Genomic DNA, 25,448 nt, shown 5'->3' on the forward strand with positions numbered 1-25,448 from the left:
CGGCGCGCGGCAAAAAGCCGGAAATTGGTAATAATGGTGCTGCTGTCGCCGGATGGAACCGGTGTGGCGGGTAGCGTGGATCCAGCGGTTCGTCTATCACCGTCGATCAAGATCGCGATTTGTGCACGCGTTCACAAGCGCCTACGCTGTAATCCTGACGAGCCCCGATAGCACAACAGGTGACGGCGGTTGCCACAGGGGCACCGGACTGACCGGCCGGGCCGGCGGGTCAATGATCGCATCGCACGGAGACACATGAGTCAGCACCGCCAGCCAGGCGCGTCCGGCCGGGTCGACGCCGTTCCGGCGCTGCCGGACCTCCCTGAGGCGACGGTCGCGCGACTCCCGGAGTATCTCCGTGCCCTGCACACTCTCGCCGACGCCGGTCACGAGACCGTTTCCAGCGAAGGGCTGGCCAGCGCGGCCGGGGTCAACTCCGCCAAGCTGCGCAAGGACCTGTCTCAACTCGGCTCGTACGGTACCCGTGGCGTCGGCTACGACATCGCGTTGCTGATCGAGCAGATCGAGTACGTGCTCGGGCTCACCCATCGGCGGGCCGTCGCGCTCGTCGGGGTCGGCAACCTCGGCCACGCGCTGGCCGGCTACGCCGGCTTCGCCAGCCGGGGGTTCCGCATCGCCGCGCTCTTCGACGCCGACACCGACCGGGTCGGTGAACAGATCAACGGACTGGTGGTCCGGCACATCGACGACCTGCCGGCGGTGGCCGCCGAGGAGTCGATCGCCATCGGGGTGATCGCCACCCCGGCCGCCGCCGCGCAGCAGGTCGCCGACCAGTTGGTGGCCGCCGGAGTCACCAGCATCCTCAACTTCGCACCGTGCGTACTGGTGGTGCCCGCCGGAGTAGACGTGCGTAAGGTCGACCTGGCGATCGAGTTGCAGATCCTCTCCTTCCACGAGCACCGCAAGTCGGCCTCCGGTCACGACCACGGCGTGCCGGGGCTGACGGCGCTGCCGGGTGGGCTGGGCGGCGGGCCCGCCGCCGCGGCATCCTTCGACGCCGCAGCGGCCAGCTTCGACGCGTCCGGTGCCAGCTTCGACGCGTCCGGCCCGGCGGAGGCGGTCGGCTCATGAACCTTCTCGTCGTCGGCGCGTCCTACCGGACCACGCCGGTCGCCACCCTGGAGCGGTTGGCCGTCGCCCCCACCGACGTGCCCGAGACGCTGCGCCGGCTGCTCGCCCAGCCGTACGTCGACGCCGCCGTCGTGCTCTCCACCTGTAACCGGGTAGAGGTGTACGCGGCGGTCACCGGCTTCCACGGCGGTCTCGCCGACATCTGCGGCGTGCTGGGCGAGCGGGTCGGCAGTGCCCCCGGCGAACTGGCCGACCACCTGTACGTGCACTACGGCCAGGCCGCCGTCGAACACGCGTTCCGGGTGGCGGCCGGGCTCGACTCGATGGTGGTCGGCGAGGCGCAGATCCTCGGCCAGTTGCGCGACGCCTACCACGTCGCCAACGAGGCCGACGCCACCGGCCGGCTGCTGCACGAGCTCATGCAGCAGGCGCTGCGGGTCGGCAAGCGGGCACACGCCGAGACCGGGATCGACCGGGCCGGGCAGAGCGTGGTCAGCGCGGCCCTGCGGGTCGGCGGCGACCTGCTGCCCGGTGGGCTGCCCGGCCGGCCGGTGCTGGTTCTCGGCGCGGGCGCAATGGGCGCCCTGGCGGTCGCCACCCTGGCCCGGCTGGGAGTCGAGTCGATCCGGGTGGTCAACCGCCGGGACGACCGGGCGGTCCGGCTGGCCGGTGCTTACGGTGCCACTGCGGTGCCGTACGACCAGTTGTCGGCCGCGCTCAGCCAGGTCGACCTGGTGATCAGCGCCACCGCCTCGGCCGAGCCGGTACTCACTCGCGACGCCGTCACCGGGGTCCTGGCTGCCCGCCCGGCCGACCGGACCGGCCCGCTGGTCCTGCTCGACCTCGCAGTGCCCCGGGACGTGGAGCCGGCCGCCGCGGCGCTGCCCGGCGTCGCGGTGATCGACATCGACGGCCTGGCCGGCGCACTCACCGACGCGCCCGCCGCGACCGACACGGCGGCCGTCACCCGGATCGTCGACACCGAGGTGGAGTCCTTCCTCAGCTGGATGCGCGGCGCGGACGTGGCACCCACCGTGGCCGCGCTACGCGGCCGGGCCGACGACGTGGTCGGCGCCGAGCTGCGCCGACTCGCGCAGCGTCGGCCGGACCTCACCGACGACCAGCGCGCCGAGGTCGCGCACACCGTGCACCGGGTGGTCCAGCGGCTGCTGCACTCGCCGACCGTACGGGTGCGTCAGCTCGCCGCCGAGCCCGGTGGTGACCAGTACGCCGCGCTGCTGCGCCAACTGTTCGACCTGGAGGTGCCGGGCACCTCCGCCGCCGGCGACGTGCCGGACCTGGAGGCCGACCGATGAGTGTGTTGCGCCTGGGCACCCGGGGCAGCGCCCTGGCCACCGCCCAGTCCGGTCGGGTCGCCGCCGCACTGCGCGCCGCCACCGGCCGCGACGTCGAACTGGTGGAGATCGTCACCGCCGGGGACCGGTCCACCGCGCCGGTCGCCGCGCTCGGCGTCGGCGTGTTCGTTTCCGCGCTACGCGACGCGCTGCTGGCCAAGGAGATCGACTTCGCGGTCCACTCGTACAAGGACCTGCCCACCGCCGGTCAGGCGGAGCTGCTGGTCGCGGCGGTGCCGCCCCGGGAGGATCCGCGCGACGCGTTGATCAGCCGGGACGGCCGGATGCTCGCCGAACTCGCGCCGGGGGCCACCGTCGGCACCGGGGCACTGCGCCGGATCGCCCAGCTGAACGCCCTCGGGCGTCAGCTCGTGGTCACCCCGATCCGGGGCAACGTGGACACCCGGATCGGCCGGGTGCGCGGCCCGCAGCCCGATCTCGACGCGATCGTGCTGGCCCGGGCCGGCCTGGCCCGGCTCGGCCGGACCGCCGAGATCACCGAGACTCTCGACCCGATGCTGATGCTGCCGGCGCCCGCCCAGGGCGCCCTGGCCGTCGAATGCCGGGCCGACGACACCGACCTGGTCGAGCTGCTCGGCATGCTCGACCATGCACCGACCCGAGCCGCGGTCGCCGCGGAACGGTCGTTGCTCGCGACGCTGGAGGCCGGCTGCAGCGCACCGGTCGCGGCGTACGCGGAAGTCGCCGAGGGGGATGACGGCGACGAGATCTACCTGCGCGGGGCGGTGATCAGCCCGGACGGACTCCGGGAGATCAGACTGTCGCGCACCGGTCCCCCGGCCACCGCCGTCGAGATCGGCGCGGCACTCGCCGCCGAGCTGCTCGACGCCGGAGCCGACACGATCCTTCCGGGGGCCACGCCCGGCGGTCCGTCCAGGGCCGCGGATGGCGACGGCGCGGTGCCCCCAGCGACCTTCAGCGCCCAATCCGTCCGGCGCGACGACCCAGAACATGGGGAGCATAAATGACTCGCACCCGTAAGCTCGCCGGCCACATCGCGTTCGTGGGCGCCGGCCCCGGCGACCCGGGCCTGCTGACCCGCCGGGCGCACGACGCCCTGGTCGAGGCGGACCAGGTCGTCTACGACCGGGGTGTCCCGGAGACCCTGCTCGCTGCGGTCCGCGCCAGCGCCAAGGCGGACACCCAGCTCAGCCCGGCCGAGGGCGCGCCAGGCGACGTGGCCAAGGTGCTGATCTCCGCTGCCCGGTCCGGGCAGGCGGCGGTCCGGCTGGTCTGCGGCGACCCGTTCGGTCACCATGCGGTGGTGACCGAGGTACAGGCCGTCGCGCGTACCGCGGTGCCGTTCGAGGTGGTGCCCGGGGTCAGCCAGGCCGAAGGGGTGGCCGGCTACGCCGGGGTGCCGCTGCCCGGCATCCGTACGGTGGCCGATGTCGACGACACCGCCGGCCTCGACTTCGAGGCGCTCGCCGCGGCGGTCGGCCGGGGCTCGCTCGCCCTGGCGGTGGACGCAGGGGAGCTCGCCGCAGTCCGCGACGGACTGCTCGCCGCCGGCGTCGACGGTGCCACCTCGGTCGCGGTGACCGGGGACGGGACCGGCGAGACCCAGTACACCACCACCTCGACGGTGGACAGTTTCGTCGCCGCCGCGCTCGGCTTCACCGGCCGGGTGGTGCTCACCCTCGGTGCCGGGGTCGCCGAGCGGGACAAGCTGAGCTGGTGGGAGAACCGGCCACTGTACGGCTGGAAGGTGCTCGTGCCGCGGACCAAGGAGCAGGCCGGCGTGATGAGCGCCCAGCTGCGCGCCTACGGCGCCATCCCGTGCGAGGTGCCGACCATCGCGGTCGAGCCGCCGCGTACCCCGGCGCAGATGGAGCGGGCGGTCAAGGGCCTGGTCGACGGCCGGTACGCCTGGATCGTCTTCACCTCGGTCAACGCCGTACGGGCGGTGTGGGAGAAGTTCGCCGAGCATGGGCTGGACGCCCGGCACTTCGGCGGGGTCAAGATCGCCTGCATCGGGGAGGCGACCGCTGACGCGGTCCGCGCCTTCGGAATCCAGCCTGAGCTCGTGCCGGCCGGTGAGCAGTCCTCCGAAGGGCTGCTGGCCGAGTTCTCGCCGCACGACGAGATCCTCGACCCGGTCGGCCGGGTGCTGCTGCCCCGGGCGGACATCGCCACCGAGACCCTCGCCGCCGGGCTGACCGAGCGTGGCTGGGAGGTCGACGACGTCACCGCGTACCGAACGGTGCGGGCCGCGCCGCCGCCGGCCGAGATCCGCGACGCGATCAAGTCCGGCGGATTCGATGCGGTGCTGTTCACCTCCTCGTCCACCGTTCGCAACCTGGTCGGCATCGCCGGCAAGCCGCACGCCCGGACGGTGGTCGCGGTGATCGGCCCGAAGACCGCCGAGACCGCCACCGAGTTCGGCCTGCGGGTGGACGTGCAGCCGGCGCACGCGTCGGTGCCGGAGCTGGTCGAGGCGCTGGCCGGCTACGCGGTCGAGCTGCGGGAGAAGCTGGTGGCGATGCCGGCCAAGCAGCGGCGCGGCTCCAAGGTGCAGGGTCCGACGGCGCTGCGGTTCCGCTGAGCCGGTGGCCGCCGGCTGACCGCTGAGCCGGCGGCCACCGAGCCGGCGAACGCCTGAGCCAGGAGACGATGGGCGATGACGTATCCGCAGAGCCGGCCACGCCGGCTGCGCCGCACCGCCGCGGTGCGGCGGCTGGTCGAGGAGACCCGGCTGTCCCCGGCCGAGCTGGTGCTGCCGATGTTCGTCAAGGAAGGGCTCACCGGGCCGCGACCGATCCCGTCGCTGCCCGGTGTGGTCCAGCACAGCCGGGACTCGTTGCGCAAGGCCGCCGCCGAGGCGGCGGCGGCCGGGGTCGGCGGGATCATGCTGTTCGGCGTGCCGCAGCGCCGGGACGCGACCGGTTCCGCCGGTGTCGACCCGGCCGGGGTGCTGAACGTCGCCATCCGGGACGTGGTCGCCGAGGTCGGTGACGCTACCGTGGTGATGAGCGACCTCTGCCTCGACGAGTTCACCTCGCATGGGCACTGTGGCCTGCTCGCCGCCGATGGGACGGTGGACAACGACGCGACGCTCGCCGCGTACGCGCAGCTGGCGATCGCGCAGGCCGAAGCTGGCGCGGACATGCTCGGCCCGTCCGGGATGATGGACGGCCAGGTCGGGGTGGTGCGCCGGGCGTTGGACGCGGCCGGGTACACCGACACCGCACTGCTCGCGTACGCGGCGAAGTACGCCTCGGCGTTCTACGGGCCGTTCCGCGACGCGGTGGAGTCGGCACTGGTCGGTGACCGGCGGACCTACCAGCAGGATCCGGCGAATCTTCGGGAGTCGCTGCGCGAGGTCGAGCTGGACGTCGCCGAAGGTGCCGACCTGGTGATGGTCAAGCCGGCGCTGCCGTACCTGGACGTGATCGCGGCGGTCCGCCAGCGGGTGCACGTTCCGGTCGCCGCCTACCAGGTCTCCGGCGAGTACGCGATGGTCGAGGCGGCTGCCGCGAACGGCTGGATCGACCGGGACCGGGTGATCCTGGAAACGTTGACGTCGATCCGGCGGGCCGGCGCGCAGATCATCCTTACCTACTGGGCGACGGAGGTCGCGAACACCCTCTGACCGGGGCTGCCGGAGCCAGCCGCCGACCCGGGTCGTTCAGCTGCGCACGCCGAGCCGGTGCATCAGGGTCGGGATGTCGGCTCCGTAGTCCCACCAGTCCCGGTCGGGCTGGTAGCCGAGCTCGGCATTGATTGCGATCAGATCCTCGTCGCCCTCGGCGTTCCAGGTCTGCACCTCGGCCAGCCTCGGCTCGACGGTACGCAGCTCCAGCAGCATCCGGGCCTTGATCGCCCGGTCGATGCCGTGCCCCAGGTGGGCCTGGGCGACGATGGTGTCGTACTGGTCGGCCCGGGTCGGGTGCTGTGCTGGCACCACCACCTCGGTCAGCCCGGCCACCGCACCACTGGCCAGGTGCCGGGCCAGCACGATGTACGGCGTCATGCCGCGGCGACGCAGGCAGTCGAGGCTGTCCCGGAGCCGGTCCGGGTCGTAGGAGCTGGGCCGCAGATCCAGGTCGCCGTCCTCCGGTATGCTCTGCTCGGCCTTGGTCCGGGCGTACGCATCGACCAGAGCATCCGGCGGCCCGCCCGGATGGAACTCGATCTGGTACCCGGGGACCGGGTCCTGCGCCGTCTTCTCGATCGCGGTCCAGTCGACCGCCGGCAACCGGAGCACGCTGCGGATTTCCCGGAACTGGCGGGCGAACCCCAATGAATCGTAGAAATCGACGGCGCAGGTGCCCCCGATGACCTCGACGCCGACCGAGCTGAACCCCTCGTGGTAGGCGCGGCGTACGGCGAGCGCCAGCAGCTCCCGGCCCAGGCCGGTGCGCCGGGCGTCGGGCCGGACCAGGATCTCGAGCACCCCGATGTCGCCGAGGAGCAGCACGTTGACGTGCCCGTTGACCGGCCCTGGCCGGCCGTCGCCGGCGGCCTCCTCGGCCAGCCAGCAGATCCGTCGGACCCCGGGCATCGTTTCGGTCAGGTACTCCCGCAGGGAGTCTGGCCGCCAGTACGGATCGCCTGGCAGGTCAGCCTCGAATACCCGGTTGAGACAGTCCAGCAGAGATGAGATCTCGGCGGACGACGCGGTTCGGGGGTCCCACTCGCGTACCTTCACGCGTCTAGCTTGCCGCCAAGTGGCCGGTTGCGAAAGTGGCCGGGCCGGAAATTGTGGCTATCTGATTGCACTAAGTACGGCTACGTACGCCGTAGTCGTTGGCGGTGTCGAAGACTGCCTGGGCGTACGGCTGCACGTTGTTGTACGACAGGATCGCACTCCACCAATCAGAAGGTGTGGACAGATCGCGCCCGTTCCGGCACAAGTAGTTAGCAGCGGCGAGGCTGGCGTCATCGATATCCTGCGGATCGATGACACCGTCGTTGTCCGCGTCCACCGCGAATTCCGCCCAGGTGGTCGGGATGAACTGCATCGGGCCGACCGCCCGGTCGTACACCGGGTCGTTGTCCAGCTCGCCGTTGTCGGTGTCGGTGATCCGCTGACGTCCGCCGGCACCGTCCAACGGCAGCCCGGTGATCGGCGGTACGGCGCGGCCGTCGGCGTCCAACCGTGACCCGTTCGCCCGGCCGTGGGTCGACTCGATCATGCCGATCGCGGCCAGCGTGGTCCACGACAGGCGGCAGTCCGGCGTGGTGGTGGCCAGCACCAACTCGGCGTAGCCGTACGCCTCCATCGCCACTACCGGAATGTCGACCCGGCTGGCTGTGCGGGTCGCCCAGGCGGCGAGGACCGTGGCCGGCCGGGTCGGGGCACCCGGGTTCAGCCCGCCGTCGAGCGGGGGAACCGCCGGTGGCTCGAGCAGGTCGGGGTCCGTGGTCTCGGGCAACTGCGGTACGGCGGTGGTGCCGAGCGCCGTGGGCGAGGCGGCCGGTTGCCGGTCGCCGGCGGCCGCTGGGACCAGCACCGCACCGGCGGCACCGCTGCCAGCGATCAGAGCGAGCAGGAGCAGCCCGGGCAGGGCCAGCCGCCCGGCCGGCCGGCGACTCCACGCGCCGGCCGCTCGGGCCGCCCGGCGGAGGCCACGCCGGACCGGTCGCAGCCGCGCCGGGTGCAGCCAGCCGATCCGGGTGCCGAACGGCGCGTCCTCTCGCCGGTGCCGGCCGACCACGGCAAGCGTGGTGGCCGGTGCCGGTGCCGGTGCCGGTGCCGGCCCGGGCAGGTCGGTCGCCGGTCGCGCCTGCTCGTCTGCGCAGGCCCCGGTCGGCTGGGTGCCGCTGTCGGCGGTCGGCCGGGTGTCGTCGCCGCCCCCTGCGGTGGGTCCGGTATCGCCGGGTGGTCGGGGCTCGCTGGTCGGTCCGGTGTCGCTGCCTGGTCCGATATCGCCGGTCGACGCGGCGTCGGTCGACCGTACCGGGTCCGGGCCCGGGATGCTTTCCTGCCGCGGTGGCCGGGCAGCCGTCGGCACCGCCGGACGCAACCGATGTGGTGGTGGCGTGCCCGACCCGTCCTCGACCATGCCGTCGAGTATCACCCATCCGGCCGGAAGCGTCAGTTCCCGCCGTACCCTATCCACATGCCCCGGTACGAGTTCCGCTGTCGCGCGTGTGGCGACACCTTCGAGGTCAACCGTCCGATGACTCAGGCTGGCGATCCGGCGTCCTGCCCGCAGGGACATTCCGACTCGGTCAAACTGCTGTCCACCGTCGCGATCACCGGCCGTGGTGCCGGGACCTCCGGTGGAGTGCCGGTCATGCCGCCAGCCCCGGCCGGCGGCGGTGGCGGCTGCTGCGGTGGCGGGTGCGGATGCTAGTTGACCCACAGCGGTGACCGGTTCGCGATGAGCTGGGTTGCCGGACTGCGGCAGCATGAACGCGACTTCCCAGCGGGGCGGAGGTTCCACGGGTGTCGGCACCGATCGCACTGCCGAGCGGACTGGTCACCTTCATGTTTACCGACATCGAAGGATCGACGAGGCTGGCCCGACTGCTCGGCCGCGACTACCGCCCGGTGCTCAGCGAACACCGTCGGTTGGTACGGCGCACCTTGTCGGCCAGCGACGGCACGGAGTTGTTCACCGAAGGGGATTCGTTCTTTGTGGCGTTCGCCGACGCGTCCGCCGCACTGGACGCCTGCCGGCGTGCGCAGCGGGCGCTGGCCGCGCACGAGTGGCCGACCCCGGATGTCGCACCCCGGGTGCGGATGGGGCTGCACACCGGGCACGCCGAGCCGGTCGGGGGTGAGTACGCCAGCCCGGAGGTGCACCGCGCGGCGCGGATCGCGGCGGCGGCGCACGGTGGCCAGGTCCTCTGTTCCGCTGCGACCGCCCAGGCCGCCGATCCGTTGCCGGTCGGCGTCTCGCTGCTCGATCTCGGCCTGCACCGGCTGCGCGGGTTCGACGACCGGGAGCGGCTGTTCCAGTTGATCGCCGCCGGGCTGGAGCGCCAGTTCCCCAGACCGCGTACGGCCGACTCGGCCAGCCACAATCTGCCCAATCAGATCAGCTCCTTTGTCGGTCGCCGGATCGAACGCCAGGAGCTGCGCCAGCTGGTCGCCGAACACCGGCTGGTCACCGTGGTGGGTGCCGGCGGTGCCGGCAAGACCCGGCTGGCGATCGAGGTCGCGGTCGACGCCAGCGGTGACGCCGCGCAACCACCGGCCGTGGACCCGGCCAGGGCCGGCCACCCGGACGGGGTGTGGTTCGTCGATGTTGCGACGGTGACCGATCCCGGCCTGGTCGCGTTCGCCGTCGCCGCGGTGTTCGGCCTGCGGCCGGAGCCGGGCCGGCCGATCCTGGACACCGTCGTCGAGTATGCGGCCGCCCGCCGGCTGCTGCTGGTGCTCGACACCTGCGACGCCCAGCCGGCGGCGTGTGCCGAGGTGATCGCCCGGCTGCTCGGCGGTGGCAGGCAGGTCCGGGTGTTGACGACCAGCAGGGAGCCGCTGGGGGTGCCCGGCGAGGTGGTGTGGCGGATACCGCCGATGTCGGCCGAACCGGGGCCGGCCGGCGGCCCCAGCGACGCCGTGGCGCTGTTGCTCGACCGCACGGCGGCGGCCCGGGGCGGTCACCCGCCGGGTCCGACCGAGACCGCCCAGCTGCATCGGGTGGCGGCTCGGCTGGACGGGTTGCCGCTGGCGATCGAGCTCGCCGCCGCCCGGCTTCGGGTGCTCTCCGTCGGGCAGCTCGTGGACCGCCTCGACGATGTCCTGGGGGTGCTGGACGCGGGGCAGGATGAGCCGGTCGGCGCGCAGCGCCCTGCCGGGCGGCGGCACGGCACACTACAGGCGACGGTCACCTGGTCCTACCGGACGCTGGCCCCCCGGGCGGCCCGCCTGCTGCGCTGGATGTCGGTCTTTGCCGGACCGATCGATCTGGGCACCGTGGAGTGGCTGCTCGAGGATGATCCGCTGGGGCCGTTGGCGGTGCTGGTCGACAAGTCGATGATCCAGGCCGAGCCGGCGGCCGGCGGCACCAGCTACCGGATGCTCGACCCGATCCGGGCGTACGCGGCACGGCGGCTGGTCGAAGCGGGTGAGGAGCAGGCTGCCCGGGACCGGCACGTGGCCTGGGCCCTGCACGCGTTGCAGCGTGCCTACCTGGGCCCGGACGGCAAGCCGGTCACCCTTTCGCTGTACACCCTCGATCCGTTGGCGGACGAGCTGCGGGCCGCGCTTCGGTGGAGCACCACAGGCGGCAGTGCCCGGCGTGGCCTGCAGCTCGCCAGCGGGCTCGACCAGTGGTGGCGCGAACGCGGCCTGGCCCGGGAAGGCCGGCTGTGGCTGTTCCGGCTGTACGGGCGGATCGCCGAGACCGGCGAGGCGATTCCCGAGGCGGAGTTGGCGGCCGCCTACCACATGCATTCGCAGCACGCGGGCGCGGACGGCGAGTTCGGCGAGGAGATGCGGTTTTCGCACCGGGCGGAGGCCGCCGCCCGGCAGGCCGGCGACGCGGGCCTGCTGGCCCGGGTGCTGGCCGGTCGGGGCGCCTCGCTCATCGATCTCGGGCAGTTCGTCGAGGCCGAGCAGGTGTGCCGGCGGGTGATCGACTGGGCGGCGGCGAACGGCGCGGTCGGCGACGCGCTGTTCGCCGTGTACAGCCTGGCCGAGCTGCTCTGCCGGCGAGGGGCGTTGGACGAGGCAGCCGAGGTGCTGGCTACCGCCCGGCCGGCGGAGGCCGCCCGGCCGGCGGAGCGCGGCCGGCGGACCGTGGACATGCTGCTCGGGCTGGTGGCGTTGGGCCGCCGGGACCTGGTCGCCGCGCACGACCATCTGGTGGTGGCGCTGCGCTCCCGGATGCGGTACGGGTTCCACCGGCGGGCCTGCGACACGCTGAACGCGATGGCGGTCCGGTGCGCGCTGGGCGGTGACCCGTCGACCGCTGCCCGCCTGTTCGGTGCCGCTCAGGCGACCCGCTCGGCGCTGCGCAGCACGGCCGGCATGTTCGGCGGCTACTGGGCGCAGGAGCAGGCCAAGGTACGGTCGGCGATCGGCGACAGGGCGTTCGACGCCGGGTACGCGCAGGGTAGCCGGATGAGTCTGGTCGAGGCGGCGGCGTTGGCGCTCGCCGTTGAGCATCCGGACCTGACGACCGTCGCCCGGTGGCTCGCCGACGAGTCCGCTGGCGCGGTCGGTGACGCCGACCCGCTCGGCGGCCGTGGTGACCGGCGGCCGGCCCGGCCGTGGTGACCGGCGGCCGGCCCGGCACTGGGAGAGGGCGGGCCGGCCGGTGCGGCGCGGTGCGGGGCGGTGCCGGTCAATCGGTGCCGGCCAGCCGTGGTCCGGCGGCCCGCAGTTGCCGGGCCCGCTCCAGGTCGGCGGCGGTCACGACCGGCGCGCCGAAGATGCGCACCGCCTGGTAGTACGTCCAGGCCAGGCTCAGGCATGCCGGCCGGACGAAGCTGCTGTAGCGGGCGCACGCCCGCTTGAGGTCCTCGTAGAAGGCGCTGTCCACCCGTGCCTTGTTGGCGGAGAACTGGCCGATCGCCTTGTAGTTGCGGTAGCCGAAGTCGTGCCGGTGGCAGGAGAGCCGGAAGTCGAAGCCGAGCGGGTTGTCCGGGCTGGACGAGCAGTAGTCGGTCGACCAGTCGAACTGGTAGGCGGCCCAGGCTCCCTGGTTGAGCCGGGCCGAGTTCCAGACGCTGTAGCTGCTCGCGCTGGTCTGGGTCCAGCCGGACAGCACTGCGGGCTTGTCAGCGGGCACGGCGGCGGCTGGGCCGGCCGAGCCGAGGGCGGCGGTGAGGCCGAGCAGTGCGGCGGTGAGCAGGGTGGTCAGGCGTCGGGACATCGCGATACCTCCGGTGGACGGTCCGTGGGTGGTGTCGGCGCGCTTGTTACCGGCGGGTCACAAGCGGGTCCACAGTCTCGTGGTATCAGCTAGAGTCGATCCTTAGGTGGCCTGATTGTTTGTCGACCAGTGTGTGAACAGACGAGTCGGCCGGACCGGTCACATCGCCCGGCCGTCTCGGCTGTTCGGCCCTCCCTGCCGTCTGGTCCCCGGCCGCCCGGACGGCCCGTGATCAGCCGCCCGGACGGCCCGTGATCAGCCGACGTCGGTGGCGTCGGCTCGGGTCGCACCGGGCAGCGCGGCGACCCGGACCAGGGCGACCACTCGGCCGAGCCCGCCGCCATCCGTTCCGAGGGAACGTCCGACGATCCACACCCACCGATTGTCGTAATAGACCGACAGATCGGGTCGCATCTGCTGCACCTGGAGTATGAGATTGTGTCCGCCGTACCGCCAGTCGTCCTTGCTGAGTCGTAACACCGTCCCCGGGGCGATCATGGGAATGGCGTTCGGTCGTGGTGGGTGCACAGACTGCTCCGGAAGCTGGCGGATGGATGGCTGCTGGGTGAGCATCGACAACACTGCGTCCCGATGCAATGTCTCTAAGCAAGATTTGAGGCAGCGGGATACGACCGCTTCCGTCCCGGACGCACCTGGCACAAGGTGTTGTCCAGGCGATCAAGATCAGGCGGTACGGAACAGCTATGTTGTGGGCGTGTACGGGGACATGAAGGCGGAGGCGGGCCGGCGGTGATCCACTTTCCCGCCGTACGGCAGGGGCCGCTGCGGGCACTGAGTCTGCGGCTGATGGCGGCGGTCGGACTGGTGCTCGGCGTGGTGGCCGTGGTGTACGCCGACCGTGACGGCTACCGGGACGCCAACGGCGACGGCGTCTCGCTGCTCGACAGCTTCTACTACGCGGTGGTCAGCCTCTCCACCACCGGGTACGGCGACATCGCTCCGGTCACCGAGGCGGCCCGGCTGGTCAACGTCCTGATCATCACGCCCGCCCGAGTGGTCTTCCTGATCATCCTGGTCGGCACCACCCTGGAGGTGCTCACCGAGCAGTACCGGACGAACCTTCGACTGACCCGGTGGAGAAAGAACGTGAAGGACCACGTGATCATCTGCGGCTACGGCACCAAGGGCCGTAGCGCCGTCTCCGCGCTGCTGGAGAACGGCTTCGACAAGCAGCACATCGTCGTCGTGGAGAGCAGCGGGATCGCTCTGCGGCAGGCGACCTCCGCCGGGCTGGTGGCCATCGAAGGATCGGCCACCCGCTCGTCGGTGCTCAACGAGGCGCACGTCAAGCACGCCAAGGCGGTGATCATCGCGACCGACAGCGACGATGCCTCGGTCCTGGTCACGCTGACCGTCCGGCAGTTGACCGCAGGGAAGGTACGGATCATCGCCGCCGCCCGCGAAGCGGAGAACGCGCCGCTGCTACGGCAGAGCGGCGCGCACCATGTCATCGTCTCGTCCGCCACCGCGGGCCGGCTGCTCGGCCTGTCCACGTCGGCGCCGCCGCTGATCGACGTGGTCGAGGATCTGCTCACCCCAGGACAGGGGATGGCGCTGGCGATGCGTTCGGCGAACCGCGACGAGGTGGGCACCTCACCGCGGGAACTGGCCAACCTGGTGATCGCGCTGATCCGGCGCGGCCGAGTGGTGTCGCTCGCCGACCCGGACAGCGTCAAGATCGAGACAGGTGACCTGCTGGTCTATGTCCGCGACGACCGGACCTCGGCCAGCACGCCGTCGATCGGCTGACCGCCGAGCCGACCGGCGCCGGTCAGTTGATCGACCAGGTGTCGCCGCTGCGCAGCAGCCCGGCAAACTGCTCCTCCGGGGTGCCCTCGGCCGCCGCCCGGGCCTGCTCGACCTGGGTCTGGATCAAGCTGTCGTAGCTGGGCCGGGACACGCTGCGGAACACCCCGATGGGCGTGTTGCGCAGATCGGCGGCGGGCAGCCGGGACAGCGCGAACGCGTAGGCGGGCTCGGCGATCGTGGCGTCGTGCACCACGATCTGCTCGGCCGGCACCGACGCGGTCTCGCGGACCTCCAGCCCGAAACCGCCGGGCGGGTGGACCACGCAGAACTGCCCGTCGGCCCCGAACGTGATCGGCTTGCCGTGCTCCAGCCGGATCAGGTAGTCGTCCCGGGTCGCCGGCTCCTTCAACTGCTCGAACGCGCCGTCGTTGAAGATGTTGCAGTTCTGGTAGATCTCCACGAACGCCGAACCCTGGTGCTCGGCGGCGGCACGCAGCACCGACTGCAGATGCTTACGGTCGGAGTCGATGGTCCGAGCGACGAACGTCGCCTCGGCGCCAAGGGCGAGCGACAGCGGGTTGAACGGCGAGTCGGCCGAGCCGACCGGCGTCGACTTGGTGATCTTGCCCAGCTCCGACGTCGGCGAGTACTGCCCCTTGGTCAGCCCGTAGATCCGGTTGTTGAACAGCAGGATCTTGAGGTTGACGTTGCGGCGCAGCGCGTGGATCAGGTGGTTGCCGCCGATCGACAACGCGTCACCGTCCCCGGTCACCACCCAGACCGACAGGTCCGGGCGGGACACCGACAGGCCGGTGGCGATCGCCGGCGCCCGGCCGTGGATGGAGTGCATGCCGTACGTGTTCATGTAGTACGGGAAGCGCGACGAGCAGCCGATGCCGGAGACAAAGACGATCCGCTCCCGGGGCATGTTCAGCTCCGGCATGAATGACTGCACCGCGGCGAGGATCGCGTAGTCACCGCACCCGGGGCACCAGCGCACCTCCTGGTCGGACTTGAAGTCCTTAGCGGTGAGCTTGACCGCCACCGGCGTACCGCCGGGGCGTCCGTTGCGGGCGGGCTCAGACATTCTTCACGACCTCTTCCAGCATGGTTTCCAGCTCCGTGGCGGTGAACGGCAGGCCACGGACCTGGTTGTAACCGATCGCGTCGACCAGGTAACGGGCCCGGATCACGTGGGCCAGTTGACCGAGGTTCATCTCCGGAATCACTACCCGGTCGTAGTTGCGCAGCACCTCGCCGAGGTTGGCCGGCAGCGGTGCCAGGTGCCGCAGATGCGCCTGGGCGACCGACAGGCCACGCTGGCGCAACGCCCGGCAAGCGGCACCGATCGGCCCGTACGTCGACCCCCAGCCGAGCACCAGCGTTCGGGCGTCGCCGTTCGGGTCCTCCACCTCGACGTCCGGCACCGGGATCGCGTCGATGCGGGCCTGCCTGGTCCGCACCATGAAGTCGTGATTCGCCGGGTCGTAGGAGATGTCGCCGGTGCGGTCGGCCTTCTCCAGACCGCCGATGCGGTGCTCCAGGCCGGGGGTGCCGGGGATCGCCCACGGCCGGGCCAGCGTCTGCGGGTCGCGCAGGTACGGCAGGAAGGTCTTGCCGTCGTCGTCGTTGGCCTCGGTGGCGAACTCGACCCGCAGGTCGGGCAGGGAGTCGACCTCGGGCAGCAGCCACGGCTCGGAACCGTTGGCCACGTAGTTGTCGGACAGCAGCAGCACCGGGGTGCGGTAGGTGAGTGCGATCCGGGCCGCCTCGATGGCGGCGTGGAAGCAGTCCGACGGCGACCGCGGCGCGATCACCGCGACCGGTGCCTCGCCGTGCCGGCCGAACAGCGCCATGTTCAGGTCGGCCTGCTCGGTCTTGGTCGGCATGCCGGTAGACGGCCCGGCCCGCTGCACATCGACGATCACCAGCGGCAGCTCCAACGCGACGGCGAGCGAGATGGTCTCGCCCTTGAGCGCCACGCCGGGCCCGGAGGTGGTGGTGACGCCGAGGGCGCCGCCGTACGCCGCGCCGAGCGCCGCGCCGACCGCGGCGATCTCGTCCTCGGCCTGCATGGTGACCACACCGAACCGCTTGTGCTTGCTCAACTCGTGCAGGATGTCCGAGGCCGGTGTGATCGGGTAGGCGCCGAGGAAGATCGGCAGCTTGGCCCGGACCCCGGCGGCCACCAGCCCCAGCGACAGCGCCGCGTTGCCGGTGATGTTGCGGTACGTGCCCGGGCGCATCCGGGCCGGGTTGACCTCATAGCGTACCGAGAAGTCCTCGGTGGTCTCGCCGAAGTTCCAGCCGGCCTTGAACGCGGCGATGTTCGCTGCTACCAGGTCCGGACGCTTGGCGAACTTGCGCTCCAGGAACCGGATGGTGGACTCGTACGGCCGGGAGTACATCCACGAGAGCAGCCCCAGCGCGAACATGTTCTTTGCCCGTTCGGCGTCCTTCTTCGAAACGGACAACTCGGCGAGCGCGCCGATGGTCATCGAGGTCAGCGCCACCGGATGTACGGCGTACCCGTCGAGCGAGCCGTCCTCCAGCGGGCTGGCGGCGTATCCGACCTTGGCGAGGTTGCGCCGGGTGAACTCGTCGGTGTTGACGATGATGTCCGCGCCGCGCGGCAGGTCGCCGAGGTTCGCCTTCAGCGCCGCCGGGTTCATGGCGACCAGGACGTTCGGCGAGTCACCGGGAGTGAGGATGTCGTAGTCGGCGAAATGCACCTGGAAGCTGGACACCCCGGGCAGGGTGCCGGCGGGGGCCCGGATCTCGGCCGGGAAGTTCGGCAACGTGGAGATGTCGTTGCCGAGCTGCGCGGTCTCCGAGGTGAACCGGTCGCCGGTCAGCTGCATGCCGTCACCGGAGTCGCCAGCGAAACGGATGACCACCCGATCCAGTTGACGGACCTGCTTGGTCACGTGAGCTGACCTCCTCGATTCCTGCCGGCGGCGTGGATCGCCGGCTGTGCTGGGGCGGTTGCCGGCGTCCTGCGGCTGTTGCCGGCCGTGGCGCTGTCGTTGCCCGGTGCCACGATGGGTGTCCCGGTAAGGGCGTCCTAACCATGGTGACACTCTGAGGGAAGCCTACGTCGGATCGGGTCGGATACCCGGCTCGGGTCCGCCCGGTGGGACTGGAATCACCCAACGGTCGCGGGGCGGTGACGCCGGTCTCCGCCGGTCGTCCGAGCCGGCCCGGACGACCGGACGACCGGACGGTCGGCTGTCGGACGGTAGGCTGTCGGACATGCAGGGCTACCTCGGCTCGTACGCGACGTTGGGGCTGTTGCTGCTGGTCGGCGTCGCCTTCTTCACCGTCGGCTACGGCGCCAACCGGTTGCTGCGGCCGGGGCAGCCGGCCGACCCGGTCGGCAAACGGGCCAGCTACGAGTGCGGCCTCGACCCGGTGGGCGGCGACTGGGCCCAGGCGCAGATCCGCTACTACGTGTACGCGTTTCTGTACGTGCTCTTCGCGGTGGAGGCGGTCTTCCTCTTCCCCTGGGCGGTGATCTTCGACCGGCCGGGGTTCGGCCCGGTCACCGTCGCTGAGATGGGCGTCTTCGTGGCGGTCCTGGCGCTGGGCATCCTCTACGCCTGGCGCAAGAACGTGCTCCGCTGGACCTGACCGCGACCTGACCTGCACCCGTACCCGAACCCGGTCAGGCCAACGCCCGGCGGGACACCGCCGGCGGGCGGTCGCCCCGGATCGACGCCACCATGTCCAGCGCTCGCCGGGTCGCCGCCACCTGGTGCGCCCGGAACACCCGGGCACCCAACCAGGCGGAGACCGCCGTCGCCGCCAGGGTGCCCTCCAGCCGCTGGTCGACCGGCAGATCCAGGGTCTCGCCGATGAAATCCTTGTTCGAGAGGGCGACCAGGACCGGCCAGCCGGTGTCGACCAGTTCGGCGAGCCGCCGGGTGACCTCCAGCGAGTGCCGGGTGTTCTTGCCGAAGTCATGCGCCGGGTCGATCAGGATACCGTCCGGTCGTACCCCGAGACCGACCGCGCGCTCGGCAAGGCCGGTCACGGTGCCTACCACGTCGGCCACCACGTCGTCGAACGCGGCCCGGTGCGGTCGGGTGCGCGGCGTGGTCCCACCGGTGTGCGAGCAGATCAGCCCCGCCCCGGTCGCCGCCGCGACCTCGGCGAGCCGGGGGTCGGCACCGGCCCAGGTGTCGTTGAGCAGGTCGGCGCCGGCCGCGACCGCCTCACTGGCCACCTCGGCCCGCCAGGTGTCGATCGAGATGACCAGATCCGGGAAGGCAGCCCGGACCGTCGCGATCGTGCCGACCGTACGGTCGATCTCCTCGGCCACGTCGACGGCGGTCCCGGGCCCGGCCTTCACCCCGCCGATGTCGACGATGTCCGCACCGGCGTCGACCGCGGCGGCGACCGCGTGCAGCGCGGCGTCCGCGGCGAAGGTCGCGCCGCGGTCGAAGAACGAATCGGGCGTACGGTTGACGATCGCCATCACCGCGAGGTCCCCGGGTGCCAGGGACCGTCGGCCGAGCCGCAGCGTACGCCCCATCCGTGCCTCCGATCCCGTCCCGCCTGCCAGGAGGCTAGCCGGCTGCGGTACGCCGACTGCCGGCGGTCGCCGCAAGCGGCGGTCACCGGGGCGGGAGAGCCCGCCGCCGACCGACGACGCGCCGCAGGGGGTCGCCCTCGCCGTGCCGGCATGCCACGATTCGGTCATGGATCAGTTTCTCCTCGTTCTGGTCGCCGCGTTGACCGTCGCCGCAGTCGTCTTCGGGGTCACCGTGCTCGTCACCGGCAACGATCCGGGGCTGGTCCCGGTCGAGCCGGACGGGCGGGCGGTCCCGCTGCCCGGCACCCGGCCGTTGCTGGAGCACGACGTCAGTCAGGTCCGGTTCGACACCGCGCTGCGCGGGTACCGGATGGCGCAGGTCGACCAGGCACTGCGCCGGGCGGCGTACGACATCGGGTACAAGGACGAGTTGATCGAGGTGCTGCAGGCCGAGGTGGCCGCGCTGCGGGAGGGGCGTACCGAGGACGCCGACCAGTTGCGGCGGGCCCGGGACGCGGCCCTCGTGCCGGCCGCCGACCTGGCGGGGAACCCGGTGGCCGGTACGTCCGCGACCGAGTCCGGGCCTGCCGACGGGTCGGAGTCCGGGCCTGCCGACGGGTCGGAGTCCGGGCCTGCCGACGGGTCGGAGTCCGCCCTGTCGCCCACGGCCGACGCAGCCGCCGGGCCGGAGGTCCGCCCGGCGGACGGTGCTGCCAGGTGAGTGGTCCGAACGAGGCTGCCGCCGGCACCCCCGGAGCCGGAGAGGTGACCGCGACGGTCATCATCCGGGCCCCGGCCGAACGGGTCTTCGCCGCCTTCACCGCCTGGGAGCGGCAGTCCGAGTGGATTCCCTTCACCGACGTGAAGGTCGTCTCGGGCGACGGCGGCGAGGGCAGCCTGATCGCGGCGGTCACCGCGGTCGGCCCGGTGGCGTTGCGCGACGAGATGCGGGTCGTCCGGGTCGACGCTCCCTACGAGGTCCGGGTGGTGCACTGCGGCACCCTGCTGCGTGGCCCGGGGGTGCTGCGCTGTACCCAGATGGACCACGACCGCACCCAGGTCGTCTGGCACGAGTGGTTCCACCTGCCCGGCGGCGCCGCGGGCCGAATGGCCTGGCCGTTGCTCTGGCCCGGATCCAAGGTGAGCCTGACCCAGGCGTTGAAGAAGTTCGGCCGGCTGGTCGAGACCGGGGCACTGCCGTGACCGGGCTGAGCGTCGGGGCGGACGGCCTGGCCCGGTGCGGCTGGAGCGCCGGCTCGGCGGACTACCGCCGGTATCACGACCAGGAGTGGGGTCGACCGGTCCGCGACGACGACGCGCTGTACGAACGACTGACCCTGGAGGCATTTCAGTCCGGTCTGTCCTGGCTGACGATCCTGCGCAAGCGGGAGGCGTTCAGGGCTGCCTTCGACGGTTTCCGGATCGAAAAGGTCGCCGGGTTCGGCCCGGCCGACGTCGAGCGGCTGCTCGCCGACGCCGGCATCGTCCGCAACCGGGCCAAGATCGAGGCCGCCGTGTCGAACGCGCGGGCCGTGCTCGACCTGCCCACCGATCTGTCCGAGCTGCTCTGGCGACACGCCCCGCCGCCCCGGTCCGCCCGGCTCGCCTCGATGGACCAGGTGCCAGCGGTCACCGCCGAGTCGACCGTGCTGGCCCGGTCGCTCAAACGACACGGCCTCCGGTTTGTCGGACCCACCACCGCGTACGCGTTGATGCAGGCGACAGGGATGGTCGACGACCATGTCGCTGGCTGCCACGTGCCGCCGTCGACGCGGCCCGGCGGTCCGGTCGTGGTCCGGTGATCCGCCGCCCCGCGTCGTGATGAGATAGGAGCATGCGCGAGACCAGCCAGCTCGACGATCAGCCCGCGACGCCCGGCCCGGCCCGGCCCGGCACCGGTGCCTGGGCGGTGGTCATCCCGGCCCAGCGCTACGAGGCGGAGCGGCTGTTCCACCACGACACCCTGGAGGTGACCGGCCTCGACGGTGACCCCCGGCCGCCGTACGGCGCGCCAGTGCTGGTCGTCACCGACGGTGACCCCCGGTTCGTCGTCGCGCTCGGCCGGATCGGTGGCGCCGGCGGCGGCGTCGAGGGCGGGGAGACCCGGGCGGCCGAGCCCGAACCGCTGGTGGTGCACTACACCTGCCGGGCCTTTGACGAGCCGGTGCCGGCGGCCGCCCTGCGGCTGACCGGGGCGGTGACCCCGGTGGACGTGACCACCTACCGGTCGTTGGCCAGCCGGCTCTCCCCGGCCGGTGATCGTCGTGCCTGGCTGGTCAGCCTCGATCTGCCGATCGAGGCACCGACGGCGGCGGAGGCGGTCCGGCTGTTCTGGTCGTACGTGCGTGAGCTCGGCCCCCGCGAACTGCCGGCCTTCGTCTGTCCGAGCGGCAACGAGCTGGCCATGCAGGCGTTCGTGCTCGGTGCCGAGGCCAACCAGGACCCGGAGGAGGACGACTGACGGCTGTGGCCCGGTCAGCGGGCACGCGGCTCCTGGTCAGGCCGTGCCGGCTTCAGTGCCCGTCGAACACCGGCCGCTGCTTGGCGACGAACGCCGCTGTCGCCTGCCGGTGGTCGGTGGTGGCACCACAGATCGACTGGGCCTGCGTCTCCGCAGCCAGCGCGTCGGCCAGCGAACCGGAAGCGCCGATGGACAGCGCCCGCTTGATCGCCCCGTACGCGACGGTCGGCCCGGCCGCCAACCGTTCGGCGAGTTCGTGGGCTACCGGCAGAATCTGCTCGTCGTCGTCGACCAGTTGGTTGAGCAGCCCGATCCGGTGCGCCTCGGCGGCCGGCACCGGCTGTGCCAGCAGCAGCAGTTCGGTCGCCCTCGGGTAGCCGACCAGCCGGGGCAACGCCCACGAGGCGCCGGTGTCCATCGCCAGCCCGACGTTGGCGAACGCCATCAGGAAGCTGGTCCGTGGCCCGCCGATCCGCAGATCGGCCAGCATGGCCAGTGAGGCGCCGGCACCGGCCGCCGCGCCGCGGACCGCGGCGACCACCGGCTTGGACAGCCCGGCCAGCCGGGTGGCGATCGGGTTGTAGTGCTCCCGTACGGTGTCGAGCGGCTCAGCCGTCTCGGATTCCAGCGTCTCGACGTGTTCGCGCAGATCCTGCCCCACGCAGAAGGCCCGTCCGGCGCCGGTCAGCAGCACCGCCCGGCAGCCGGGGTCGGTCTCCACCTCGGCCAGCGCGTCGCGCAGCGCCTCCTTGAGCTCGACGTTCAGCGAGTTGAGCGAGTCAGGTCGGTTCAGGGTCAACGTGACGACCGCACCCCGACGGTCGACGATCAGTGCCTCGGTCACCTCGGACGCCCCTTTCGTTAGGCTGGCTGGAGTTTGCGTCGGTGCGGCTCAGCGCGGGCCGCCGTCGCGCTGGCCGAGCTCCAGGCACTTGTCGACGTACCGGTCGGCGGCCGGGCGCAGCCGGGTGGCGTGCCGGTCGAAGAAGGTCGCCGCGCTCGTCCCAGGCCAGCGTTCCGGCAAAAGCGCCGGGGGGAGTTGCGGATCCCGGAACAGAAACCCGCGCCAGGCGTGGACCAACTGGAACCGGGCGGCGTACGCCTGCTCGTCGTCACTGCGTACGGTCACCTTGGCCAACTGTGGTCGCTGCCCGGCGACGAACCGCTCGTAGGCCTGTCCGATCTCGGTCAGATCCCAGGCGCGGCGGACCAGCGCGGCGGCCCCGGCGGTGCCGGCGGCGTGCGCGGCGGTGAACCGCTCGAACCGTACGCCGGCCTCGGTCAGCATGCCGTCGACCTCGCCGGCGGCCCGGGTAGCCACCCAGGTGTGCTCGTCCAACATCCCGTAGCCGAGGTAGCTCAGGTTGGCGCCCAGCCGTCGCCGCTCCCGCCGACCGCCGGGTGGGTCGAGCACCAGCAGGTCGAACTTGCCGTCCCAGCTGATTCTGCCGGTGCGGTAGATTCGGGCCGCCGCCTCGTCCAGCCGTCGGGCGGCTTTCGGGGTCAGCAGATAGCCCGGGCCAGCGGCCAGCCGAGACGGTTGCAGCCATCCCTGCCGGACCATCCGGGAGACGGCGGTGCGTACGGCGGGCGGCGCGATCCCGAGTGGGGCCAGCAGCTTGACCAGGGCAGCAACGGGCGCGCGACCACCCCGTAGCCGAAGATGGTCACCGAACAGGTCGAAGAGCGCCGACCGTGCCTGCATGACCGCACATTGTGACAGCCCGCTTCAAGATAAGCTAGACGCTGTCACAGCATTGTGGCCTCGGTTTGGGTCCGGCGGTGTTCATCAGGGAAAATCGTTGGTCGGCACCGTGGCAGTGGGATGCGGTGAGACTTACGAGGTGGCTGGGGTGCTCCCCAGCGGCCCTGGGGCAAGTCTGAGGGGAGACAACATGGCGGCGATGAAGCCGCGGACGGGCGACGGTCCGCTGGAGGTCACCAAGGAGGGCCGGGGCATCGTCATGCGGGTTCCGCTGGAGGGTGGGGGTCGACTCGTCGTCGAGATGACACCGGACGAGGCCAACGCGCTCGGTGATGCGCTGAAGGCCGCTGCAGGCTGATCGAGCCGGACCCGGGGGCGACGCTGGCCCACGGGCCGACATAGCGACGGTTGACGAGTCCGCCGACCCGGCCCCCGCCGGGTCGGCGGACTCGGTACGCCGTGGGCAGCACCCAATCTCGTACCTGGAGGTAACCCCGGCGTGTTCGCCATCCGTCTGCTGGCGGAGACCACCGCCGCCGGCACCATCGTCCTGCCCGTCGAGCCGGACCCCGGGTCGGCCGGCGCACGGCTCGGACCACTGCCCGACCAGTTGGCGCTCGACGGCGACCGCGCGGAGCTCGCCGAGTCGGCCGCCGCGTTGCTGACCCGTACCGGGCACGACGGCAGCGCCGGCGAGATGCGAGTCCTGCACCGGCCCCGGCACTCGCCGTACCAGGTGATTCTGGTCGGGATCGGCGTGGCAGACGAGGCCGGCTGGCGGGCGGCGGGCGCGGCCGTCGGCGGGCTGCTGCGCCGGGCCGTCGCCGCCGGGCCGGTCGCCGCCCAACCGGTCGCCGGGCCGTGCCTGGCCGCCATACCACCGCCGGCGGGCCCCGCGGCGATCCGCGGGTTCGCCGAAGGTTGCTGGCTGGCCGGCTACCGGTTCACTGCGCCGGGCGGGTCCCTACCGGCCGCAGACACCGACGAGGCGCACGACAGGCTGCCCGTGGTGCTGCTCGCCCATCCGCCCACCCGGGCGGCCGAACAGGCGTTGCGGTACGCCCGGGCGACCGCCGCCGCCACCTGCCTGGCCCGGGACCTGACCAACATGCCGTCCTCGGTCAAGAACCCGGCCTGGTTCGCCGAGCAGGTCGCCGCCGCGACGGCCGACCGGTCCGGGCTGACCGTCTCGGTACGCGGCCCGGCGGAACTGGCCGCCGAGGGGTTCGGCGCGCTGCTGGCGGTCGGCGGCGGTTCGGCGGCGGGCCCCCGCCTGGTGGAGATCGACTGGTCCCCGCCGCACGCCGGGCGGCACGTGGTGCTCGCCGGCAAGGGCATCACGTTCGACACCGGCGGGATCTCGCTCAAGCCGGTGGACGGGATGAAGCTGATGCGCAAGGACATGGGCGGGGCCGCCGCGGTGGTGGCCACCGCCGTCGCCGCCGCCGACCTGGATCTGCCGGTCCGGCTGACCGTGCTGGTTCCGCTCGCCGAGAACATGGTCAGCGGGGCGGCGTTCCGCCCGGGTGACGTGGTGCGGCACTACGGCGGGCGGACCAGCGAGACCACCAACTCCGACGCCGAGGGCCGGCTGGTGCTGGCCGACGCGATCAGCTATGCGGTCAGCAGGTTCACCCCGGACTATCTGGTCGACCTGGCCACCCTCACCGGCGCGAACGCCATCGCCCTGGGCCGGCGTACCGCCGCGCTGTACAGCGAGGACGACGACCTGGCCCGAGCACTGCTCGACGCCTCGGCAGCGGCCGGCGAGGGGGCGTGGCGGATGCCGCTGCACGCCGACTACGTCGAGTACCTGGGTAGCGAGATCGCCGACCTGTTCAGCGCCCCGGACCGGGGGGCCGGCTCGGTGGTGGCCGCGCTCTACCTGCGCGAGTTCACCGGGCCATTGCGCGACCGCTGGGCACACTACGACATGTCCGCCCCGGCCTGGTCCGACGACGACCACGCCGAGCTGACCCGGGGCGCAACCGGCTGGGGGGTCCGGACGTTGGTGCGCTGGCTGACCGCGCTCGACCCGGCGGCATGACGGCCGGTCGCAGGTCAGCGCCGTACCGCCGCCAGCAGCCCGTCGCCGGCCGGCAGCAGCGCCGGCACCCACTCCTCGGCTTCCCGGATCGACTTGACCAGTTCGCGGATGGCGACCGTGTCGGGGTCGCGCGCCGCCGGGTCGCCGATCCGGCCACCGGCAAGCGCGCCGTGTACCGCCAGGATGCCGCCGGGGCGCAGCAGCCGCAGCGCCGCGTCGACGATCGCGCCGAACTCGGCGCTGTCGCCGTCGACGAAGACCATGTCGTACACCGAGTCGGCCAGCCGGGGGAGCACGTCGAGCGCCCGGCCGGTGATGATCCGGGTCCGCGACGTCGGGTAGCCGGCCTCGACGAAGATCCGCCGGGCCATCCGCTGGTGCTCGTTTTCCACGTCAATCGTGGTCAGTACCCCGTCGGGGCGCATCCCGCGCAGCAGCCACACGCCGCTTACCCCGGTCCCGGTGCCGATCTCGACGACAGCGCGTGCATTGCCGGCAGCGGCGAGCAGCCGCAGCGTTGCGCCGGCGTCCGGCGAGACCGGGCGCAGCCCGACCTCCTCGGCCAGGCTACGGGCGGTACGCAGCACCAGGTCCTCGGCGGCGTACCCGGTGACGAACTGGAGGGCCTGGGGCACCGTCCAGGCAGGGGGTCGGGTGACCGGGTGGATGGAGCACCTCCAGCGGGGGGTC

24 protein-coding genes and 1 pseudogene are annotated in these 25,448 nt (G+C 72.2%); 15 read left to right on the forward strand and 10 right to left on the reverse strand.

Translation table 11 applies throughout. The features are described 5' to 3' along the window. The first annotated feature begins 255 nt into the window (after nt 1-255). From ACFHW1_RS17630 to hemB, 5 genes and pseudogenes are all read left to right on the forward strand, one after another. Nucleotides 256-1,092, forward strand: a complete 837-nt coding sequence (locus tag ACFHW1_RS17630) for a redox-sensing transcriptional repressor Rex (RefSeq protein WP_416556250.1) — start codon at nt 256-258, stop codon at nt 1,090-1,092. Beyond that, on the forward strand, nt 1,089-2,408 hold the full coding sequence (locus ACFHW1_RS17635) for a glutamyl-tRNA reductase (RefSeq protein WP_416556249.1): 1,320 nt from the start codon (nt 1,089-1,091) through the stop codon (nt 2,406-2,408). Before ACFHW1_RS17630 ends, ACFHW1_RS17635 begins: the two co-directional genes overlap by 4 nt. After that, a pseudogene (hemC, locus tag ACFHW1_RS17640) lies at nt 2,405-3,340 on the forward strand (hydroxymethylbilane synthase); the annotation flags it as partial. The gene ACFHW1_RS17635 and the pseudogene hemC, both read left to right, overlap by 4 nt. Before the next feature lie 92 nt (nt 3,341-3,432). After that, nucleotides 3,433-5,013 (forward strand): uroporphyrinogen-III synthase, encoded by a 1,581-nt coding sequence (locus ACFHW1_RS17645; protein WP_416556248.1) that lies wholly within the window; start codon nt 3,433-3,435, stop codon nt 5,011-5,013. A gap of 75 nt (nt 5,014-5,088) precedes the next feature. Beyond that, complete coding sequence (hemB, locus tag ACFHW1_RS17650; protein ID WP_416556247.1) at nt 5,089-6,060, forward strand: porphobilinogen synthase; 972 nt, start codon at nt 5,089-5,091, stop codon at nt 6,058-6,060. A gap of 36 nt (nt 6,061-6,096) precedes the next feature. Here hemB and ACFHW1_RS17655 read toward each other — a convergent pair whose 3' ends face one another. Both ACFHW1_RS17655 and ACFHW1_RS17660 read right to left on the reverse strand, forming a co-directional pair. After that, a complete protein-coding gene (locus ACFHW1_RS17655; protein WP_416556246.1) occupies nt 6,097-7,119 on the reverse strand; it encodes a GNAT family N-acetyltransferase in 1,023 nt (340 codons plus the stop codon). A gap of 70 nt (nt 7,120-7,189) precedes the next feature. Then, complete coding sequence (locus ACFHW1_RS17660) at nt 7,190-8,476, reverse strand: lytic murein transglycosylase (RefSeq protein WP_416591088.1); 1,287 nt, start codon at nt 8,474-8,476, stop codon at nt 7,190-7,192. Between the two features lie 57 nt (nt 8,477-8,533). Here ACFHW1_RS17660 and ACFHW1_RS17665 point away from each other — a divergent pair, with 57 nt between their 5' ends. Both ACFHW1_RS17665 and ACFHW1_RS17670 read left to right on the forward strand, forming a co-directional pair. Then, a complete protein-coding gene (locus ACFHW1_RS17665) occupies nt 8,534-8,770 on the forward strand; it encodes an FmdB family zinc ribbon protein (protein WP_416556244.1) in 237 nt (78 codons plus the stop codon). Nucleotides 8,771-8,862: 92 nt separating this feature from the next. Continuing rightward, nucleotides 8,863-11,643 carry an ATP-binding protein gene (locus ACFHW1_RS17670; protein WP_416615725.1) on the forward strand — a complete coding sequence of 927 codons (2,781 nt, stop codon included), beginning with the start codon at nt 8,863-8,865 and terminating at the stop codon, nt 11,641-11,643. A gap of 67 nt (nt 11,644-11,710) precedes the next feature. Here ACFHW1_RS17670 and ACFHW1_RS17675 read toward each other — a convergent pair whose 3' ends face one another. Next, nucleotides 11,711-12,241, reverse strand: a complete 531-nt coding sequence (locus tag ACFHW1_RS17675; protein WP_416556242.1) for a phospholipase — start codon at nt 12,239-12,241, stop codon at nt 11,711-11,713. A gap of 255 nt (nt 12,242-12,496) precedes the next feature. Beyond that, nucleotides 12,497-12,655 (reverse strand): hypothetical protein, encoded by a 159-nt coding sequence (locus ACFHW1_RS17680; protein ID WP_416556241.1) that lies wholly within the window; start codon nt 12,653-12,655, stop codon nt 12,497-12,499. A gap of 336 nt (nt 12,656-12,991) precedes the next feature. On the opposite strand from ACFHW1_RS17680, the gene ACFHW1_RS17685 reads away from it, so the two are divergent. Then, on the forward strand, nt 12,992-14,011 hold the full coding sequence (locus ACFHW1_RS17685; protein ID WP_416556240.1) for a potassium channel family protein: 1,020 nt from the start codon (nt 12,992-12,994) through the stop codon (nt 14,009-14,011). A 22-nt stretch (nt 14,012-14,033) separates the two neighbouring features. Here the strand turns inward: ACFHW1_RS17685 and ACFHW1_RS17690 are convergent, their stop codons facing one another. Beyond that, nucleotides 14,034-15,098: a 2-oxoacid:ferredoxin oxidoreductase subunit beta gene (locus ACFHW1_RS17690; RefSeq protein WP_416556239.1), complete on the reverse strand. Its 1,065-nt coding sequence runs from the start codon at nt 15,096-15,098 to the stop codon at nt 14,034-14,036. Beyond that, on the reverse strand, nt 15,091-16,938 hold the full coding sequence (locus ACFHW1_RS17695) for a 2-oxoacid:acceptor oxidoreductase subunit alpha (protein ID WP_416556238.1): 1,848 nt from the start codon (nt 16,936-16,938) through the stop codon (nt 15,091-15,093). The genes ACFHW1_RS17690 and ACFHW1_RS17695 overlap by 8 nt, the downstream gene beginning before the upstream one ends. 325 nt (nt 16,939-17,263) lie before the next feature. Here ACFHW1_RS17695 and ACFHW1_RS17700 point away from each other — a divergent pair, with 325 nt between their 5' ends. After that, nucleotides 17,264-17,641, forward strand: a complete 378-nt coding sequence (locus ACFHW1_RS17700) for an NADH-quinone oxidoreductase subunit A (RefSeq protein WP_278171611.1) — start codon at nt 17,264-17,266, stop codon at nt 17,639-17,641. A gap of 34 nt (nt 17,642-17,675) precedes the next feature. On the opposite strand, the gene folP is transcribed toward ACFHW1_RS17700, so the two are convergent. Beyond that, entirely contained in the window at nt 17,676-18,545 is an 870-nt protein-coding gene (folP, locus tag ACFHW1_RS17705; RefSeq protein ID WP_416556237.1) for a dihydropteroate synthase, read from the reverse strand. Between the two features lie 166 nt (nt 18,546-18,711). Between folP and ACFHW1_RS17710 the strand changes: the two genes are divergently transcribed. The 4 genes from ACFHW1_RS17710 to ACFHW1_RS17725 are packed head-to-tail and all read left to right on the forward strand — an operon-like array spanning nt 18,712 to nt 21,006. Then, nucleotides 18,712-19,266, forward strand: a complete 555-nt coding sequence (locus ACFHW1_RS17710; protein WP_416568436.1) for a DivIVA domain-containing protein — start codon at nt 18,712-18,714, stop codon at nt 19,264-19,266. After that, the gene (locus ACFHW1_RS17715) at nt 19,263-19,748 is read left to right on the forward strand and encodes an SRPBCC family protein (RefSeq protein WP_416556235.1); all 486 of its coding nucleotides are present in this window, start codon (nt 19,263-19,265) and stop codon (nt 19,746-19,748) included. The genes ACFHW1_RS17710 and ACFHW1_RS17715 overlap by 4 nt, the downstream gene beginning before the upstream one ends. Beyond that, nucleotides 19,745-20,347 (forward strand): DNA-3-methyladenine glycosylase I, encoded by a 603-nt coding sequence (locus tag ACFHW1_RS17720; RefSeq protein ID WP_416568435.1) that lies wholly within the window; start codon nt 19,745-19,747, stop codon nt 20,345-20,347. The genes ACFHW1_RS17715 and ACFHW1_RS17720 overlap by 4 nt, the downstream gene beginning before the upstream one ends. Nucleotides 20,348-20,379: 32 nt before the next feature. After that, entirely contained in the window at nt 20,380-21,006 is a 627-nt protein-coding gene (locus ACFHW1_RS17725; protein WP_416556233.1) for a hypothetical protein, read from the forward strand. A 52-nt stretch (nt 21,007-21,058) separates the two neighbouring features. Here ACFHW1_RS17725 and ACFHW1_RS17730 read toward each other — a convergent pair whose 3' ends face one another. Together ACFHW1_RS17730 and ACFHW1_RS17735 are read right to left on the reverse strand one after the other, a co-directional pair. Further along, nucleotides 21,059-21,850, reverse strand: coding sequence for an enoyl-CoA hydratase-related protein (locus ACFHW1_RS17730; RefSeq protein WP_416556232.1), 792 nt, complete (start codon nt 21,848-21,850; stop codon nt 21,059-21,061). A gap of 48 nt (nt 21,851-21,898) precedes the next feature. Continuing rightward, nucleotides 21,899-22,711 carry a PaaX family transcriptional regulator C-terminal domain-containing protein gene (locus ACFHW1_RS17735; protein ID WP_416556231.1) on the reverse strand — a complete coding sequence of 271 codons (813 nt, stop codon included), beginning with the start codon at nt 22,709-22,711 and terminating at the stop codon, nt 21,899-21,901. A gap of 190 nt (nt 22,712-22,901) precedes the next feature. Here ACFHW1_RS17735 and ACFHW1_RS17740 point away from each other — a divergent pair, with 190 nt between their 5' ends. Continuing rightward, nucleotides 22,902-23,069, forward strand: a complete 168-nt coding sequence (locus ACFHW1_RS17740; protein ID WP_007455245.1) for a DUF3117 domain-containing protein — start codon at nt 22,902-22,904, stop codon at nt 23,067-23,069. 240 nt (nt 23,070-23,309) lie between these two features. Next, nucleotides 23,310-24,758 carry a leucyl aminopeptidase family protein gene (locus ACFHW1_RS17745; protein WP_416556285.1) on the forward strand — a complete coding sequence of 483 codons (1,449 nt, stop codon included), beginning with the start codon at nt 23,310-23,312 and terminating at the stop codon, nt 24,756-24,758. 14 nt (nt 24,759-24,772) lie between these two features. On the opposite strand, the gene ACFHW1_RS17750 is transcribed toward ACFHW1_RS17745, so the two are convergent. Then, nucleotides 24,773-25,393: an O-methyltransferase gene (locus ACFHW1_RS17750; protein ID WP_416556230.1), complete on the reverse strand. Its 621-nt coding sequence runs from the start codon at nt 25,391-25,393 to the stop codon at nt 24,773-24,775. Nucleotides 25,394-25,448: the final 55 nt, after the last annotated feature.

The organism is Micromonospora sp. LOL_014 (genome assembly GCF_048060245.1).
Taxonomy (GTDB): domain Bacteria; phylum Actinomycetota; class Actinomycetes; order Mycobacteriales; family Micromonosporaceae; genus Micromonospora_E.